This window comes from Geothrix edaphica (assembly GCF_030268045.1).
GTDB classification, from domain to species: Bacteria; Acidobacteriota; Holophagae; order Holophagales; family Holophagaceae; genus Geothrix; species Geothrix edaphica.
Genome location: NZ_BSDC01000003.1, coordinates 170535 through 186574 on the forward strand (window position 1 = coordinate 170535; position 16040 = coordinate 186574).

At 69.5% G+C, this 16040-nt stretch carries 12 protein-coding genes and 1 tRNA gene; 5 read left to right on the forward strand and 8 right to left on the reverse strand.

Annotated elements, in window-relative coordinates; translation table 11 throughout:
• Window positions 1–32 precede the first annotated feature (32 nt).
• Window positions 33–2345 (reverse strand): phosphoribosylformylglycinamidine synthase subunit PurL, encoded by a 2313-nt coding sequence (gene purL / locus QSJ30_RS11565; RefSeq protein ID WP_285609382.1) that lies wholly within the window; start codon window positions 2343–2345, stop codon window positions 33–35.
• A 128-nt stretch (window positions 2346–2473) separates the two neighbouring features.
• On the opposite strand from purL, the gene QSJ30_RS11570 reads away from it, so the two are divergent.
• Window positions 2474–4129 carry a B12-binding domain-containing radical SAM protein gene (locus tag QSJ30_RS11570; RefSeq protein WP_285609384.1) on the forward strand — a complete coding sequence of 552 codons (1656 nt, stop codon included), beginning with the start codon at window positions 2474–2476 and terminating at the stop codon, window positions 4127–4129.
• Window positions 4130–4239: 110 nt separating this feature from the next.
• Here QSJ30_RS11570 and QSJ30_RS11575 read toward each other — a convergent pair whose 3' ends face one another.
• Both QSJ30_RS11575 and pyrF read right to left on the reverse strand, forming a co-directional pair.
• Window positions 4240–4782: a hypothetical protein gene (locus QSJ30_RS11575; protein WP_285609386.1), complete on the reverse strand. Its 543-nt coding sequence runs from the start codon at window positions 4780–4782 to the stop codon at window positions 4240–4242.
• Window positions 4782–5507, reverse strand: a complete 726-nt coding sequence (pyrF, locus tag QSJ30_RS11580; RefSeq protein WP_285609388.1) for an orotidine-5'-phosphate decarboxylase — start codon at window positions 5505–5507, stop codon at window positions 4782–4784. The genes QSJ30_RS11575 and pyrF overlap by 1 nt, the downstream gene beginning before the upstream one ends.
• A gap of 50 nt (window positions 5508–5557) precedes the next feature.
• Between pyrF and QSJ30_RS11585 the strand changes: the two genes are divergently transcribed.
• On the forward strand, window positions 5558–6520 hold the full coding sequence (locus QSJ30_RS11585) for a hypothetical protein (protein ID WP_285609390.1): 963 nt from the start codon (window positions 5558–5560) through the stop codon (window positions 6518–6520).
• On the opposite strand, the gene QSJ30_RS11590 is transcribed toward QSJ30_RS11585, so the two are convergent.
• Entirely contained in the window at window positions 6517–8463 is a 1947-nt protein-coding gene (locus QSJ30_RS11590) for a M1 family metallopeptidase (RefSeq protein WP_285609392.1), read from the reverse strand. The genes QSJ30_RS11585 and QSJ30_RS11590 overlap by 4 nt on opposite strands.
• Window positions 8464–8555: 92 nt before the next feature.
• On the opposite strand from QSJ30_RS11590, the gene QSJ30_RS11595 reads away from it, so the two are divergent.
• Window positions 8556–8632, forward strand: a tRNA-Met gene (locus tag QSJ30_RS11595).
• A 352-nt stretch (window positions 8633–8984) separates the two neighbouring features.
• Here QSJ30_RS11595 and QSJ30_RS11600 read toward each other — a convergent pair.
• From QSJ30_RS11600 to QSJ30_RS11615, 4 genes are all read right to left on the reverse strand, one after another.
• Window positions 8985–10736 carry a transglycosylase domain-containing protein gene (locus QSJ30_RS11600; protein ID WP_285609394.1) on the reverse strand — a complete coding sequence of 584 codons (1752 nt, stop codon included), beginning with the start codon at window positions 10734–10736 and terminating at the stop codon, window positions 8985–8987.
• 1017 nt (window positions 10737–11753) lie between these two features.
• Complete coding sequence (locus QSJ30_RS11605; protein WP_285609396.1) at window positions 11754–11897, reverse strand: hypothetical protein; 144 nt, start codon at window positions 11895–11897, stop codon at window positions 11754–11756.
• Between the two features lie 7 nt (window positions 11898–11904).
• Window positions 11905–14076 (reverse strand): ferrous iron transport protein B, encoded by a 2172-nt coding sequence (gene feoB / locus QSJ30_RS11610; RefSeq protein WP_285609398.1) that lies wholly within the window; start codon window positions 14074–14076, stop codon window positions 11905–11907.
• Window positions 14076–14321, reverse strand: coding sequence for a FeoA family protein (locus QSJ30_RS11615; protein ID WP_285609399.1), 246 nt, complete (start codon window positions 14319–14321; stop codon window positions 14076–14078). Before QSJ30_RS11615 ends, feoB begins: the two co-directional genes overlap by 1 nt.
• Before the next feature lie 89 nt (window positions 14322–14410).
• Between QSJ30_RS11615 and QSJ30_RS11620 the strand changes: the two genes are divergently transcribed.
• Together QSJ30_RS11620 and QSJ30_RS11625 are read left to right on the forward strand one after the other, a co-directional pair.
• Window positions 14411–14980, forward strand: a complete 570-nt coding sequence (locus tag QSJ30_RS11620) for a CDP-alcohol phosphatidyltransferase family protein (RefSeq protein WP_285609406.1) — start codon at window positions 14411–14413, stop codon at window positions 14978–14980.
• Window positions 14980–16014, forward strand: a complete 1035-nt coding sequence (locus tag QSJ30_RS11625) for an AI-2E family transporter (RefSeq protein ID WP_285609408.1) — start codon at window positions 14980–14982, stop codon at window positions 16012–16014. The genes QSJ30_RS11620 and QSJ30_RS11625 overlap by 1 nt, the downstream gene beginning before the upstream one ends.
• The last annotated feature ends 26 nt before the right edge of the window (window positions 16015–16040 follow it).

A 16040-nucleotide genomic window follows, 5' to 3' on the forward strand; every position in this document is an offset into this window, starting at 1 on the left:
GGTCCTCAGAATTTCCGGGCAAATCCCGCCTGTCAACCCAGCGCGCGCTCCAGGGCCCCGGCGTGCAGCTCCTTCACCTCGGCGGCGTCCGCATCCAGCAGGGGCTGGCCATCCACGGCGAGGGTGATCCGGGAACCGCCTGTGGCGCCGATCTTGGCGCAGGGGACGCGGTGGGTGGCGCAGAGGGTGGCCAGGCTGCCTTCGGCCTCGGGGCTCACGCTCACCACGATGCGACCCGCCGTTTCGCCGAAGAGCAGGCTGTCCAGGCGCAGCGCGCCCCGGGTCAGCATGAGCTGGCAGCCCATGCCCTCACCGTCGTTCGCGCCAAACGCACTCTCCAGCGCCGTGACGAGCAGGCCGCCCTCGCTGGTGTCGTGGGCGCTGCGGATGAGGCCCAGGCGGATGCCTTCGCGCACGCAGGCCTGGAGCCGAAGCTCCTCGTCCAGGCGCAGCTCCGGACAGGCGCCCTGGATCTTGCCCGTGCGCAGCTTCAGATACTCGCTGCCACCCAGCTCGTCGCGGGTCTCGCCCAGCAGGAAGATGCCGTCATGCGCGGCCCGGAAGGCCGAGCCGCAGATGCGATTGCCCACCTTGGACAACGCGGTGGCATCCGGCGCGTCCACGGCCACCGGGCCCGCGCAGTCCTCGATGAGGCCCACGGCCGCGATCATGGGCGTGGGGAAGATGCTCTGGCCTTCGGTGTCGTTGTAGAGGCTGACGTTGCCGCTGACGATGGGCACGTCGAGCGCCAGGCAGGCCTGGCGGATGCCCAGGCAGCCCTGCTCGAAGGTCCACATGTTCTCGGGCTTCTCGGGGTTGCCGTAGTTCAGGCAGTCCGTGAGGCCGATGGGCTCGGCGCCCACGCAGGCGAGGTTGCGGCAGGCTTCGGCCACGGCGTGGGCCGCGCCCCAGAAGGGATCCAGGTAGCAGAAGCGGCTGTTGCAGTCGCTGCTCATGGCCACGGCCTTGCCCGTGTCCTGGCCCGCCTCATCCTTCACGCGGATGATCCCCGCATCGCCACGGCCCATGCCCAGCAGCGTGTTGCTGCGCACGGTGCCGTCGTACTGCTCGAAGATCCACCGCTTGCTGGCCACCGTGGGCTGCTGGACGAGCTGGCGCAGGGTGCGCTCCACTTCGGTGGGCTTGAGGTCCGCGGGCAGCGGCGCGGCGTTCACTGCGTCGAGGTAGCCCGGGCGCTGGCGGGGCCGGTCGTACTTCGGCGCCGCGTCCACCAGGGGCTGGATGGGCAGGTTGATGACGGGCTCGCCGTGCCAGCTGCCGATGAAGCGGCCGCTGTCGGTCACCTCGCCCACCACGCAGGCGTCGAGGCCCCACTTGTGCAGCACGGCGATGATCTTGTCCTCGCAACCGGGGCGGGCCACCAGCAGCATGCGCTCCTGGCTCTCGCTGAGCATGAGCTCGAAGGGCGTCATGCCCTCCTCGCGCATGGGCACCTGGTCCAGGCGGATCTCCAGGCCCGTGCCCGCGCGGCTGGCCATCTCGAAGCTGCTGGACGTGAGGCCCGCGGCGCCCATGTCCTGGATGCCGATGACCCAGTCGGTCTGGAAGATCTCGAGGCAGGCCTCGAGCAGCAGCTTCTCCGTGAAGGGATCGCCCACCTGCACCGTGGGGCGCTTCTCCTCGCTGCCCTCGCCGAACTCCGCCGAGGCCATGCTGGCGCCGTGGATGCCGTCGCGCCCGGTCTTCGAGCCGATGTACATCATCTTGTTGCCGATGCCGGAGGCGAAGCCCTTGAAGATCTTGTCGCTGCGCAGCACGCCCAGCGTGAACGCGTTCACGAGGATGTTGCCGTTGTAGCTGGCGTCGAAGGCGCAGTCGCCGCCCAGCATGGGGATGCCCATGCAGTTGCCGTATCCGGCGATGCCCGCCGCCACGCCCTTCACCAGGCCCTTCATGCGGGGAGCGTCGATCTCCCCGAAGCGAAGCGAGTTCAGGTTGGCCAGGGGCCGGGCGCCCATGGTGAACACGTCGCGCAGGATGCCGCCCACGCCGGTGGCCGCGCCCTGGTAGGGCTCGATGAAGCTGGGGTGGTTGTGGCTCTCCATCTTGAAGGCCACGGCCCAGCCGTCGCCGATGTCGACCACGCCCGCGTTCTCGCCTGGGCCCTGGATGACGCGGGGGCCTTCCGTGGGCAGGTTCTTCAGGTGGACGCGGCTGGACTTGTACGAGCAGTGCTCGCTCCACATGGCGCTGAACACGCCCAGCTCGGGATAGGTGGGCATCCGCCCGTCCAGCAGGCGCAGGAGCACCTGCCACTCATCCTTCGAGAGGCCCAGCTCCAGAGCCAGGGATTCAGTGACGGCCGGTTCGTGGGCAACGGACATGGAGGCTCCGGAAGCCTTGATTCTAGCGGTTCCGGGGGCTCCAGACGAGGCTTGACATCCGTACCCGGAATGTCCGCTTCCCTCGGGAATCCCTTTCCGTACACTGGAAAGTCACGCCTTCGGAGCCCATGACCCCTCCCCGCACCCTGCTCACCTACAGCGCCCCCCGCAGCGGCTTCGGGGACGAGTGGATGACCTTCCTGCCCATCGGGCTGGGCTACCTGCAGGCCATGCTCAAGGCCCGGGAGCTGCCCTGCCGGGTGGCGAACCTGAGCGGCAAGGGTCGGAAAGAGGCCCTGGCCTACTTCAAAGCCCAGAACCCGCAGGTGGTGGGCGTGTCCATGTTCACCTTCAACCGGAAGCGCTCCTACGAGCTGCTGGCCTGGGCCCGGGAGGCCTGCCCCGGCGCCGTCCTGCTGGCCGGGGGCCCGCACCCCACGCACCTGGCCGAGGAAGTCTTCGAGGACTGCCCGGCCCTGGATGCCATCGTGCAGGGCGAGGGTGAGGCCGTCCTGCTGGGCATCGCGGAGCGCCTCCAGACCGCTCCCGGTTCGGATCTTTGGAAGCGCACGCCGGGCCTCATCCTCCGCGACGGCCGCACCCTGCCCCAAGCACCGCTGGAGGATCTGGACGCCATCGGCATCCCCGCCGAGCACCTGGAGGCGGACTTCCTGAACGACGTGGGCCAGCTGGCCTACCTCAGCACCAGCCGCGGCTGCCCCGCCACCTGCAACTTCTGCAACACGCCGGAGTTCTGGGGCACGTCCATCCGCTTCCGCAGCGCGCCCTCCGTGCTGCGCGAGATGCGACTGCTGCGCGAGCAGCACGGCCTCACCTACTTCAGCTTCCGGGACGACACCTTCACCGCCAACCGCGACCGGGTGCTGACGCTGATGAAGGGCATCCAGGAGAGCTGCCTCCATCCCCTGTGGAACTGCCAGAGCCGCGTGAACCTCGTGGACGAGGACCGCCTGGTGGCCATGAAGCGCGCCGGCTGCGAGTTCATGCAGTTCGGCGTGGAGCACGGCAGCGAGCGCGTGCTGCAGCTGCTGGACAAGGGCACCAACCTGCGACATGCGCGAAGGGCGCTGGGCCTGGTGCGCAAGGTCGGCATGAACCTGGGCATCTACCTCATCACGGGCATCCCCGGCGAGACCTGGGCCGACGTGGAGGAGACCGCCGCCTTCATCCGCGACACGCGGCCCCAGGACTGCCAGATCAGCCCCCTGGCCCTCTACCCCGGCACCCGCATGTTCGACCAGTACCGCGCCGAGGGCCGCATCCAGAAGGACTTCTACCGGGCCAGCGGCGACGCCGAGATCTTCGCGCGGGTGGACGCCCACACGGAAAAGGCCCTGCGCCACATCGACCACGTCGCCCAGCAGGCCCGCGCGAAGTCGCGGTTCACGCCCGCCGAGTTCGCCGAGCAGAAGGCCTGGCTGGGCTTCTGCGCCGTCACCAACCTGCTCTGCGGCGAGGCCGCCGAGGAGGAGGGCCGCTTCACCGAGGCCGAGGCGGAGTACGCCGAGATCATCGCGAAGGAACCCGCCAACCCCTGGGGCTTCATGAAGCGGGCCCTGCTGCGGGAGAAGCTCGGCCGGGTCGATCAGGCCCGCGCCGACCTCGCCGAGGTGCTGGCCCTCGCCCCCGGCAACCCCGAGGCCACGGAGCTGGCCGCCCTCTGGGGCCTGAAGCAGCACAAGACGCGGGCGAAGAAGCCCGCCCACGGCCCCACGGCCGAGATGAAGGGCGCCGAGGCCTACCTCAGCCGGCCAAAGATGTAGTGGGAAGCCTCCCCAAGAGCTAAACGGAGTCCGGCTGAGCCGGACTCCGTGCGGGGGTCCGGGGGTTCCCCTTGCAACGCATGCGTTGCGAGGGGAACCCCCGGAGAGTATCAATCATCGTGCTTCAGGTTCGGGCTGCGCTCGAGGACGATGAGCACCAGCCGCTCCAGCTGGTCCACCATGAGGAAGCGGAGGGTCGGATCCTTGGGGCCCGTGTGGCCCGGTTCGCCGCCGCCCCGCAGGACGAAGAAGGGGCCCGAGTGTTCGAGGCGCGAGATCCGCTTCCAGAGCAGGCGTCCGGCGCCCAGCTTGCGGGCCAGGGGCGCCGGCAGGGCGTTGTGCTCCACGGCCAGGCCCAGTTCATCCACCAGCACCTGGGAGCCCTCCACCAGCAGCAGGCCGAAGAGCGTGCCCAGGAGGAGCAGGCTCCCGGCCACCACGGCGCCGATGGCGGCGATCACCGCGACCCAGAAGGACCAGGTGGGTTCGCTGGCGGCCTCGGCCACCTTCAGGGAGGCGCGCAGGACGGGCAGGTGCTCCAGGATCTGTGCCAGGGCCCGGACCCCCACCAGCCAGGATCCGGCAAAGAGCAGGACGGCCATGGCCCGCTGGGCGAAGGAGGGGCGGAAGACCAGGGGCGAGCCAACGGACATCAGGCTTCCATTTCCGCGACGATGGCTTCCGCGGCAGCGGCGGGATCCGCCGCGTGGGTGATGGGCCGTCCCACCACCAGCCAGGTGGAGCCCTGCTTCAGGGCCTGGGCGGGCGTCATCACCCGGGCCTGATCCTGGGTGGCGGCGCCGGCAGGGCGGATGCCCGGGGTGAGGCGGTGGAAGGCCCCGCCACAGGCCTCGCGGATGCTGGCGGCCTCCCAGGCCGAGCACACCACGCCATCGCAGCCCGCCTGGTGGGCCAGCTTCGCGTAGGCCAGGGCCAGATCCTCGGCGCGCCCCGCATGGCCCAGGGCCGCCAGGGCCTCCCGGTCCAGGCTGGTGAGCACGGTCACGGCCAGCAGCTCGGTCCGGCCGCCGGCGGCCCGGTGGGCGCGCACGGCCTCCACGGCCGCCTCCAGCATGGCGGGGCCGCCCTGAACATGGACATTGATGAGGCGCGGATCCAGCTTCAGCAGCGATTCCAGGGCCCGGCGCACGGTGGTGGGGATGTCGTGGAGCTTCAGATCCAGGAAGACCGGCGCCTGCTGCTGGAGCTCCCGGACGAACGCGGGCCCCTCGGCGCAGAACAACTCCAAGCCCACCTTCAACATGCCCACCCGGCCCGCCAGGCGCCCGGCCATGGCCAGGGCCTCCTGGGCCGTGGGCAGGTCCAGGGCCACGACAAGGCGCTCCCGGGGCGTGAGGGTTGCTGGAGCTGGGTTCAAGGACGACTCCCGTATGATGCGGAGAATCATTCTGCCACCAAGGGAGTCTCGTGCCGCCACTGACCGCCCCGCCGCCCACACCGCCCGCCGAGATCCGTCCCGCCCCGCCCATGGCCGCCGAGCTGCAGGACCGGCTGCTGGAAGCCTACGACTGGGGCCGGGCCCTGCCGGACGCGCCGAAGGGCCCGGGGGCCACCGCCCACCGGTGGCTCCAGGCAGCGGCCACCTTCGATCCCCGGCAGGGCCCGCCGTCCAATCCCTTTCCGCCCGGAGCCGCCCATCGGGAGGCGGAGACCCTGCGGGCCCTGCTGAAGGCCCCCCGGGTGCGCCCGGCCGCCCGCCTCGCGGCGCTGCCCCTCCGCCAGACGGGCACGGCCCTGGCCTTGTGGCGGTGGGGCCAGACCCAGGTCCGTGACGGCCACTTCACCCCCGCGGTCCGGCGGGCCTGGGAGGACCGCCTGCTGACGGGCGGTCCCGGCCTCACCCGCGGCTACGCCCTCCGCCACGCCCTCTGCTGGGCCCTGGCCGAGCAGGACGAGGCGCGGTTCGCCGCGCTCAAGGGCCGGGCGGACGAGGCGGCCGAACCTGTCGTGGCCCGGTTCCAGCGGCTCTTCGGCCTGCTGGGCGGGCCTTCGCCGGTCCTGCGCCTCTGGACGCTGCCGGGCCTGGACTACCGCGACCTGCGGCTGGATCAGCTGGGCGCGGCCCGGGTCTGGATCCTGCCCGCGGAGGAGGGCCCCCTGCCGGACCTCCCGGCCGATGTGGCCTGGATCATCCCCAGCCTCGACGCGGGCCTGGATGACCGCAGCGCCAGCATCCCGGGGAGCCTGCAGGCCGAGGCGAAGGCCCTGGAGAGCCGCTTCCGGGAGGCCGGGCGGACCGCCCACTTCGTCCCGAGCCGCGCCGCGTTCCAGGACCTGGGCCTGGCCTGGTTCCCCGTCCTTGTCGACCTGGATGCGCAGGGTCGCATCAAGGCCCTGCGCATGGGGGATGCGGCCCCGCTGAAGCCCTAGCCGATCCCGCAGCCCTGCAGCCAGCCGGCCACGGCGCCCCAGACCACCTGGGACCAGTAGTAGAAGCCGCGCTTCACGGGCTTCGGCGTGTAGCTGGCATGGAGCCGGTCCTTGAGCATGGGGTAGTTGCCGTCGGGATCCAGCACCGCCGCGGCGACGGGGGAATCGAACTCGTAGGTGACCCAGCGGTCCTGCCCATCCCAGACGAGGCGCTGCTCCTCCCGGTTCTCCAGGCGCACCCAGAGCGTGATGGGCACCTTCAGGCCGCCCTTCCGCTCCAGGGTGATGGAGCCCACCCGGCCCGGCGCTGCGGGCTGCGGCGCCGCGAAGACCGGCGCCTTCTCCGAGAAGAGCCAGCCGCCCTGGGTGACCTCCCGGGTCTTCACGCCCCGGATGGCGTAGTCGAGGACTTCCGTCCCCTCCACGAAGTCCCGCCAGAAGGCTGACAGATCGTGCCCCGACACCCGTTCGGCAATACGCCTGAAATCGTTCCGGGTCGGGTGGTGGAAGGCCATCTCCTGCGCGTAGGCCCGCACCACCTGCTCCATCACGGGCCGGCCCAGCATGGCCTCGAGCTGGTTCAGGACCAGGGTGGCCTTCCCGTAGTTTGTCGCGAAGTAGCTCTGCATGTTCAGGGTCCTGAACCCGAAGCGCGTGAGGGGATCGGCGGAGGGCAGGGACCAGTAGCCCGCCCACTCCGGGAAGTCCGTAGGCACCTGGAAGCGCCGCCCGCCCAGCAGGCTGTGGTAGCTGCGCTCCATGGCCTTGTGGGTGAACCAGCTGTTGAAGCCCTCGTCCAGCCACGGTTCCTCGAACTCGTTGCTGGCCAGCATCCCGTAGAAGAACTGGTGGCCGTACTCATGGGTGGCCACCACCTCGGGCTCGAAGCGCTGCTGCAGGGGATCGAAGGTGACGGAACTGGCGGTGATCAGCGTCGGATATTCCATGCCGTCGGCCCCCTCGGCCTCCTTCGGCGTATCGATGACCGTGAGCGTGGGGTAGGGATACCGGAAGTACCACTCCTCGCTCCAGCGCAGGGCGTTCTCCACCGCCCGGCGCTGGCGCTGGAAGTTCCCCCGGTTGCGGTCGTTGATGTAGTAGAAGACCTGCACGCCGCGGTACTCGATCATGGCGGGATTGCGCCAGCTCTCCCGGGGCATCACGGCCCAGGCGAAGTCGTGGACGTCCTCCGCGTGCAGGCGCCAGATCACGTTCAGCGGGCGCTTGGGATCCTGTTCCACCTCGGTGATGAAGTTGGTCTGCGTCCCCGTGTGGGCCAGGCCCAGGGCGTTCGGCAGGGACAGGGACACGTCGTAGACGCCGAAATCCGCGAAATACTCCGTGTTCGCGTGGTAGGCGTGGCAGTTCCAGCGATCGCCCTGGTAGACCCCCACCTTGGGGAACCACTGGCCCGACAGGAGGAAGTCATCCGCCCACCCGCTGCGGGCGAAAACTTTCGGGTAGCGGTTCTCCCAGGCGATCTCCACCTGGATGGTCTCGCCCGGCGCCACCGGCCGCGGCAGCTTCAGCCAGTGAACGGTCTCATCCTCGCCCGTGTGGCCCTGCAGGTCCCGGCCCTCCATGCGGGCGCTGACCAGCCGGCAGTAGCCCCAGGAGGCGGCCTCCGAAGGCCGGTCCTGGTGGTCGCTCCGCAGGCGCCCGCCGCTCTCCTTCACGAAGAGGCTCTGGGGGCCCTTGAAGGCATTGAGGTAGAGGTGCAGGGGCAGCTCCTGCGTGGGCGCCGTGCCCGTGTTCCGCCAGGACAGAGTCTCGGTCGCTTCCAGCGTCTTGTGCTCGAAGTCCAGCACCGCATCGATCCGGTAGTTGGCGATCCGTGGCGACTTCGGCTTCTCGAACCACTTCTCCGGCGTCCAGGTCCGCGGCGCCGCGCCCAGTCCCATGGCCGCGAACACCACCAGCGCAGCCACCATGCGGCGTCCCATCAGATCCTCCCAGAGCGTCCGTCGAGTCTACCAACACTCGTCCAGCCTGCGTCCTTGCTACTCCCCAGAACCCTGCTACACTCAAGTTCTACCGCGGGGTGGAGCAGTCCGGTAGCTCGTTGGGCTCATAACCCAAAGGTCGCAGGTTCAAATCCTGCCCCCGCTACCATCGAAACGATGACCGGAGCCAAGTGCTCCGGTTTTCGCGTACGTCCCTAACGGACGGGCAGGATTTGGACCTGCGAGTGGGATCGCGGAGGCCCTCCGGGGGAGGGCCGGGAGCGAGACCGGGGACCGCGCAGCGGGACCAGTTCAAATCGTGACCGCATGGGTCGGCGCGGGAATGGGGAGGATGGGAGGGATTTGGACCTGCGAGTGGCCGGCGCCCGATGAGCGTCCTGCGAAGACAGCCCGGGGGGCTGTCTTCGCAGCGGATACAAGCGCGAATCGCTGGTGGCAACGGTCCAAATCCTGCCCCGCTACCAACCGAATAGGGCCGACTACATGTCGGCCCTATTGAATTAGTTTCGGCGACCCTTATCAGCCAGCCTTACCGGAACCACAGGTTTAAAACGCAGGTCAGGTTGGGCCCGATTAGAACCCGGGCTTGTGGTGAATATGAGTGTCTCCGCCTCCGCGGCACGCAGCCCTTCGTCGTCGAGCACTCCGGTGGCGTGGAGCTTCGCGAGCAGGTCGCCCACCCGCGCTTCCCAGGCGGGCGTGAGTGCACCTCGCCTGCGGTACATTTCATACCGCACTGGGTTCGGGATCACGGTGGCGAGCAGGGCGGCCTCCTTGGTGCTCAGGGTGCGCGCGTCCTTGCCGAACCAGTGCTGGGCGGCCTCGCCGATCCCGTTCACACCGTCGCCCCACTCCGCCAGGTTGAGATAGACCTCGAGGATCCTGCGCTTCCCCACCGCCACCTCGAGCGCGACGGTCGCGAGCGCCTCGCGAACCTTGCGCGAGAGCGTGCGGTCGCGTGACAGGAAGAGGTTCTTCGCGAGCTGCTGGGTGAGGGTGGAAGCGCCGCGCAGTCGGCCTCCATTGGACAGGGCCTCCTGGACCTCAGACAGGTCGAAGCCCTTGTGCCCGTAGAAGCCGGCATCCTCGCTTTCGAGCACCGCGCGCACGAGGTGGTTCGGAAGCTCGCCCAGCGGCACAAACGCCGGGTTCTCCGGGCCGATAGTCACCCGCCGCGTACCGCCACGCGTGAGGTGTGCCTCGTAGACGAAGGGGCGCGCCAGATCAGGTCCGTTGTTGGCCGGTGCTGGCTTGAGGTGGCTCGGGTCCACCTCTCCCTCGAGCCGCCATTCGGCCGGCTGGCCAAGCGGACCGGCAACTGTGAGTGCGCCGGCGAGGATGCCCGTGAGCCCCGGGGCTCCGCGCGGGGGCGCGAGCGTCGGGGGGAGTGCTGCGGTGAGGACCGTCCAGTCCACTGCGGTCGCGCGAAGGGCGAGCTCGAAGTGAGGCTCGGGGCGCGCCGCGACGGAGAGCGCGACCTTCAGCGCGGCCCGGCCCGCGTCGTCCAGGGCCGCCGTTGCCTCCACCAGGGCCACGGTCCGGGCCCCAGCATCCCAGCGCACGAGGCCCGCGACCTTCAGCGAGAGCGAGCCCACCGGCTCGGGAGCGAGCCGCTCGGCGAACACCGCGAGGTTGCGCGTGACGAACGTGAGCTGGCCCTCGCCCTGGGAGAGCGTCTCAAGGTGCGGCGCCTCGAATGAGAGATCGACGGTGCCGGCTCGGATCTCGAGGGGAAGAGTCGCACGCAGGCTTTCCGGGAGCGCCTCGGCGCCCAGCCCGTGGAGCCGGATCTGCAGTGCGCCAGGGCCACCACCCCAGGTGGCCTCGATCGCACCCTCCGCGCGCCCTGGCCCCACGGTCGCGATCGAGGCATGGGTGCGCTCCCCCAGACGATCGAGGTGAATGCGTCCGCCCAGCGGACCGAATACGAGGGGGGGGACAACGCGCGGTTGCCGGGACGACGAGCCCTCGAAGCGCACCTCCAGCCCGGAGAAGGCGACCACCGGCGGGGCAGGCACGTTGCGTCCCGGCCCCGGTCTGGTCATGTGCAGCTTGTCTGGGCGGAGGGTGCGCGCAAGGTCCGCGAAACGCTCCCCCTGCCGACCCGCATGGACGTGCACGCCTTGCAGGGTGACCGCCCCGGCCTCCAGGTGACCGCGGACCAGGCGCCACAGACGCGGTTGAACGGCGATCCGGTCGACCACGAGAAGGGGAGGCCGATCACCGGGTGGGTCGAGCACGACCGGTCCCATCACGAGTCGGAACGCGGCATCGACGGTTACCGTTCCCTCCAGGCGAGCGCCTGGGAGCCGGGCGGCGAGCTCGGCGACGGTGCGTTCGCGGAGAGCGCGCCGAACCGGTGCCGAGCGGAGCAGCGTCAGGACGCCAAGATACAGGAAGGCTCCCAGAGCGAGCCCCGCGCCGAGGGCGATCCACCGTCTCTGGGCGCGGGGCCGGGCGCTCGCCGGTTGCAGCGGCCTCTGAGGTTCAGGCTGAGGCCGGGGCGACTGGAAAGGAGGGGCTTGAGACACGGGGTTTCTGCGGGTGAGAGACCAGGAAAGTTGACAGGCCGGGGCGCGGGAGGGTCTCTTGTGATGATGGCGCCGAAGACTAGGATGCCCCTCCAAGGCCCGATTTCCACATATTCTCCGGCCCCCTTTTCAGGTGACATCAGCCGCACGGAGCATGCCCCAGCGGCGCGGTGTCGGCCACAACCTCAGTGGTTGTCACCAATCTGTGAACCGGACGGCTCCCTGACGGGTGGGGTGGGGAGGACACGACTTGATGTCGCGCCCGGATAGGGCCAGGGACCACTCAGCGGGAGGCAGAGCAGGCCCCGTGTTGGCGCTGGCCCGGCCCGATGGGGGAGAATGCCCTCATGCGCTACGCCGAACCCCTCTTCCGCCCACCCAGCGAGGCGGAGTCCTTCATCCTCCAGGCCACCCTCGGGTGCTCGTGGAATGCCTGCACCTAGTGGGCATATGTTTACCGAACCGGCGTGTTGTGTGTGTGAGTGGCTGTTTTCAATAGAGTTATGAATGTAATAATTGACACATATGCAATCTTTTACTAGTTTCTCCCCACTTCAGAGCCATGAAACTTTACATTTCCTGGTTCTAGCTTGACCAGAGTGGCCGTTACGATCCTCGGGCAACCCTGTGCCTTTGAGCGATGGCCGCCATCGACGCCGCGCTCGGGGGCCGAACCCCGCTGCGGCCCGAGTGGGCGCGGGGGCTCTGAACCCCGCTCGCGCCTCCGGGGTGGCTCTTTCAGCGCCGCTTGGCCGCCGGGCAGCCCCCGGAGCTGCAGTGGGAGCAGGCGCTCCCCGCCTTCAGGTCCTGGTAGGCGCAGCGCAGGAAGTAGAAGGCCGACCAGCTGACGGCGGAGGCGACGAGGAGGACCTGGAGGTTCATGGCCACCTCACGCGAAGCCGAGGGCGCGACCGGCCGCCACGGTGACCCAGGCCAGGCCCCAGCCCAGGACCAGCCCGTAGAGGATGGTGAAGCCCGCCCAGCCCCAGCTGCCCGCCTCGCGGCGGATCATGGCGATGGTGCCCAGGCAGGGCGTGTAGATGAGGGTGAAGACCATGAAGGCCAGGGCCGTGAGGGGGCTCAGGCCCGAACCGTCCCGCAGGGCCACCTGGAGCGGGCTGAGCCGCTCGCCCTCCTTGGGTTCATCGCTGGCCTGATGGATGACCGCCATGGTGGAGACGACGATCTCCTTGGCCACGAAACCGGCGGTGAGGGCGATGACATCCTTCCAGGCCTCGGCGCGCTTGTGGTCCGGATCCAGGATGGGCCGGAGCACGGGCTCGACCTTCTGCCCGAGGCGGGCCGCCAGGCTCGTGTTCACGATGCGGCTCTCGTGGGCCAGCTGGAGGGCCTTCAGGCGGTCCTCCGTCTCCGCCGCGGGCAGCTTCAGGGCCTGCACAGCCTGGCGCTGGTCCTGGTACTGGGCCGTCCATTCGCGGTTGGCGATGCCGGGATAGCGCGAGAGGAACCAGATCAGCGTGGCGCCCGCAAAGATGGTCGTGCCGGCGCGGGTGAGGAAGACCGAGCCCTTCTCCCACATGTGGATGGCCGTGGCCTTCAGGACCGGCAGCCGATAGGGCGGCAGCTCCATCACGAAGGGCGAGCTGGGCCCGCTGAACAGGGCGCTGCGCAGCATGCGGCCCATGAGCACCGCCAGGCCCAGGCCCAGGAAGTGCATGCCGATGATGACCAGGGCCGCCTTGAACGGCGTGAAGAAGGTCCCGGCGATGACGATGAAGACCTGGAGGCGCGCCGAGCAGCTCACGAGGGGCGTCACCAGGATCGTGATGAGGCGGTCCTGCCGGCTCTCGATGGTGCGGGCGGCCTGGATGGCCGGCACGTTGCAGCCGCTGCCCATGATGAGGGGGATGAAGCTCTTCCCGTGGAGGCCCATGACATGCATGAGCCGGTCCATGATGAAGGCCGCCCGGGCCATGTAGCCCGTGTCCTCCAGGAAGGCGATGCAGCCCATGAGGATCATGATCACGGGCACGAAGACGATCACGGCGCTCACGCCGGGGATCACCCCATCCACCAGCAGGCTGGTCAGCTCGCCCGCCGGCAGGCGGGCCTCGGCAAAGCCCGACAGGGCCTTGAAGCCCTCCGCGATCCAGTCCTGGGGGATCTTCCCGAGGACGAAGGACAGCGAATAGACCAGGGCCAGGATGCCCAGGAAGATGGGGATGCCGAGCCACCGGTGGGTGAGAACCGCGTCCAGGCGGGAGGTCGGCGTCTGCCCCTCGTCCGGGGCCGTGGCCACTTCCTTCACCAGCCCGTGGGCGAAGCCGTAGCGGCGCTCGGCGATGAGGGTCGCGCCATCGGCGCCCAGGTGGGGTTCCAGGAAGGCGAAGCTCTTCGCCAACTGCTGCCCGATGGCCTCGCTGGCGTGGCTCTCCGCCACCCGGCGCTTGGCGTCGGCGTTGTTCTCCAGCAGCTGGAGGGCCAGCCAGCGGGGGGGCATGGAGGCCTCGAGCCGCTCGTCCCGGCAGATCTCCGTTTCGAGCTTGGCCAGCTCGCCCTCGATGTCGTGGCCGTAGTCCACGGTGATGCGCCGGCAGCGGTTGGATTCGCCGCGGGCCATGGCCGCCAGGAGGGTCTTGAGCTCGGGAATGCCCTGCTCGCGGTTGCCCACGGTGGGGATCACCGGGCCGCCCAGCAGGGTCTCCAGCGCCGCCACGTCGATGTGGACGCCGCGGTTCCCGGCGTCATCCACCATGTTGAGGACGAAGGCGACGGGCTTGCCCAGCTCCAGCAGCTGGGTGCTGAGGTAGAGGTTGCGCTCCAGGTTCGAGGCGTCGAGGACGTTCAGGACCAGGTCCACGTCGGGCGAGGCCAGGAACCGGGAAGCGACACGCTCATCCTCGCTGCGGGCCGCCAGCGAGTAGGTGCCGGGGAGGTCCACCACCTCCAGGACCGAGCCGTCCTGCTCGAAGGTCCCACTGCGCCGCTCCACCGTGACGCCGGGCCAGTTGCCCACATGGTGGCGGGCCCCGGTGAGGGCGTTGAACAGCGTGGTCTTACCGCAGTTGGGATTGCCTGCCAGGGCGATGGTGAGGGACATCAGGCCACCCGGTGGACGAGGATGCAGGCGCTCTCGTCCCGCCGCAGCGACAGGTGGTAGCCCTTGATCACGAGTTCCATGGGATCGCCCAGGGGCGCCAACTTCTCGACCCGCAGACGCACCCCGCGGATGAAGCCCATCTCCAGCAGGCGCTGCCGGATGGGACCCTGGGCCTGGACCTGGACCACCTCTCCCTGGTCCCCCGGCTGGAGGTCGCTCAGGGGGATTGATAGATTTTGAGTCATAATCTCAACTCCGTGATCCAGTCTAGCCCAACCCCAGGGTGCTACAAGGTCCAAGTCAAAGGATGTGATCTCCGTCTAAACTGGACCAAATGAACGCCACCAGCCCCCTGACCCTGCCCAACGCGCTGACCCTGCTGCGGATCCTGGCGATTCCCTTTTTCGCCATCGCGGTCTGGTACGGGCACCACTGGCAGGCCTTCATCCTGTTCGCCGCGGCGGGGATCACCGACCTGCTGGACGGACTCATCGCCCGGGCCTTCAACCAGGGTTCGGACTTGGGCGCCGTCCTGGATCCTGCGGCGGACAAGTTGCTGATGACCACGGCCTTCATCCTCCTGGCCTGGCGCACCCAGGGCATGACCGCCCCCATCCCCGTCTGGGTGGCCATTCTGGCCATCTCGCGGGATCTGCTGATCTCCTTCTATGCCTTCGCTTCCGTGGACCGCCTCAGCGACAACAAGTTCCACCCGAGCTTCCTGGGCAAGCTGAGCACCGCCGCGCAGCTGGTCGTCGTCGCTCTGTGCCTGATGTTCAACGCCCTCGGGTACCGGTCCTGGATGGACCCGTTCCTGCCGGAGATGTTCTGGGTGGTGGGCGCGCTGGTGCTGGCCTCGGGCATCCACTACTTCGTGCGGGCCACCCGGGCGACCGTGGCCTGATGGAGGGCCGGGGCCGGATCCCCCTGCGCTTCGCCCTGGCCGCGGCGACGGCCCTGCTGGCCCTCTGGCTGCTGCGGCGGGCCCTGGCCCCCTTCTTCCTGGCCATGGTCCTGGCCTACCTGCTGGGTCCCCTCGTGGACGGCCTGGAACGGCGCCTGGGCCGACCCTGGAGCGTGGTGGCGGTGCTGAGCGCCTTCGTGGCCTCGGCCGTGGGCCTCCTGATGGTCCTGGTGCCCTGGCTGGTGGATCAGGGCGAGCGTCTGGCGGCCTCCCTGCCCCGCTGGAGGCAGGCCCTCGAGGCGAAGCTCTTGCCCTGGTTCCAGGCCCACCCGGCCTGGCAGGTCCGCCTGGACCGCGGCCTGGAGGGCCTGGACCCGGGCCTGCTGCTGCGCGGCCTGCGCGCCACCGGCGGCGGGCTGCTGGGCTGCTTCCTGGACCTGCTCGCCCTCATCCTCGTGCCCCTGATCCTCTACTACCTGCTGCTGGAGGGCCCCCGGCTCGTCGCCACCCTCCGGGGCCTGGCGCCCCCGCGCCACCGGGAGCGCCTGGACCGCATGGCCGGGGCCATCCACCAGCGTCTGGGCGGCTACATCCGCGGCCAGGCCGCCGTGGCCGCCGCCATGGCGCTGCTCCAGGGTCTCGCCCTGACGATCCTCGGGGTGCCCTACGCATGGCTGGTGGGTCTGGTGGCCGGTGTGTCGAATGCCGTGCCCTATTCCCCCTACCTGACCGCCCTGCCGCCGGCCCTGGTGCTGGCCTACCTGGACGGCGGACGCACCGCGCACCTCGTGACCATCGCCGTGGTGTTCCTCGCCGTGCAGAAGGCCGAGGCCTTCTATTTCACGCCGGTCTGGGTGGGCCGCGCCAGCCGCCTGCATCCCCTGGAGGTGCTGCTGGCCCTCACGGCGTTCGGCTTCTGGTTCGGGGTGCTGGGGCTCGTCTTCGCCGTGCCCCTGGCCGTGGTCCTGAAGGTGGTGGCCGAGGAGCTGCTGGCGGACTACCGGGCCCATCCCTGGTTCGGCGAGGAAGCCTGATAGACTGGTGCTTCCGCGTCGGGAGA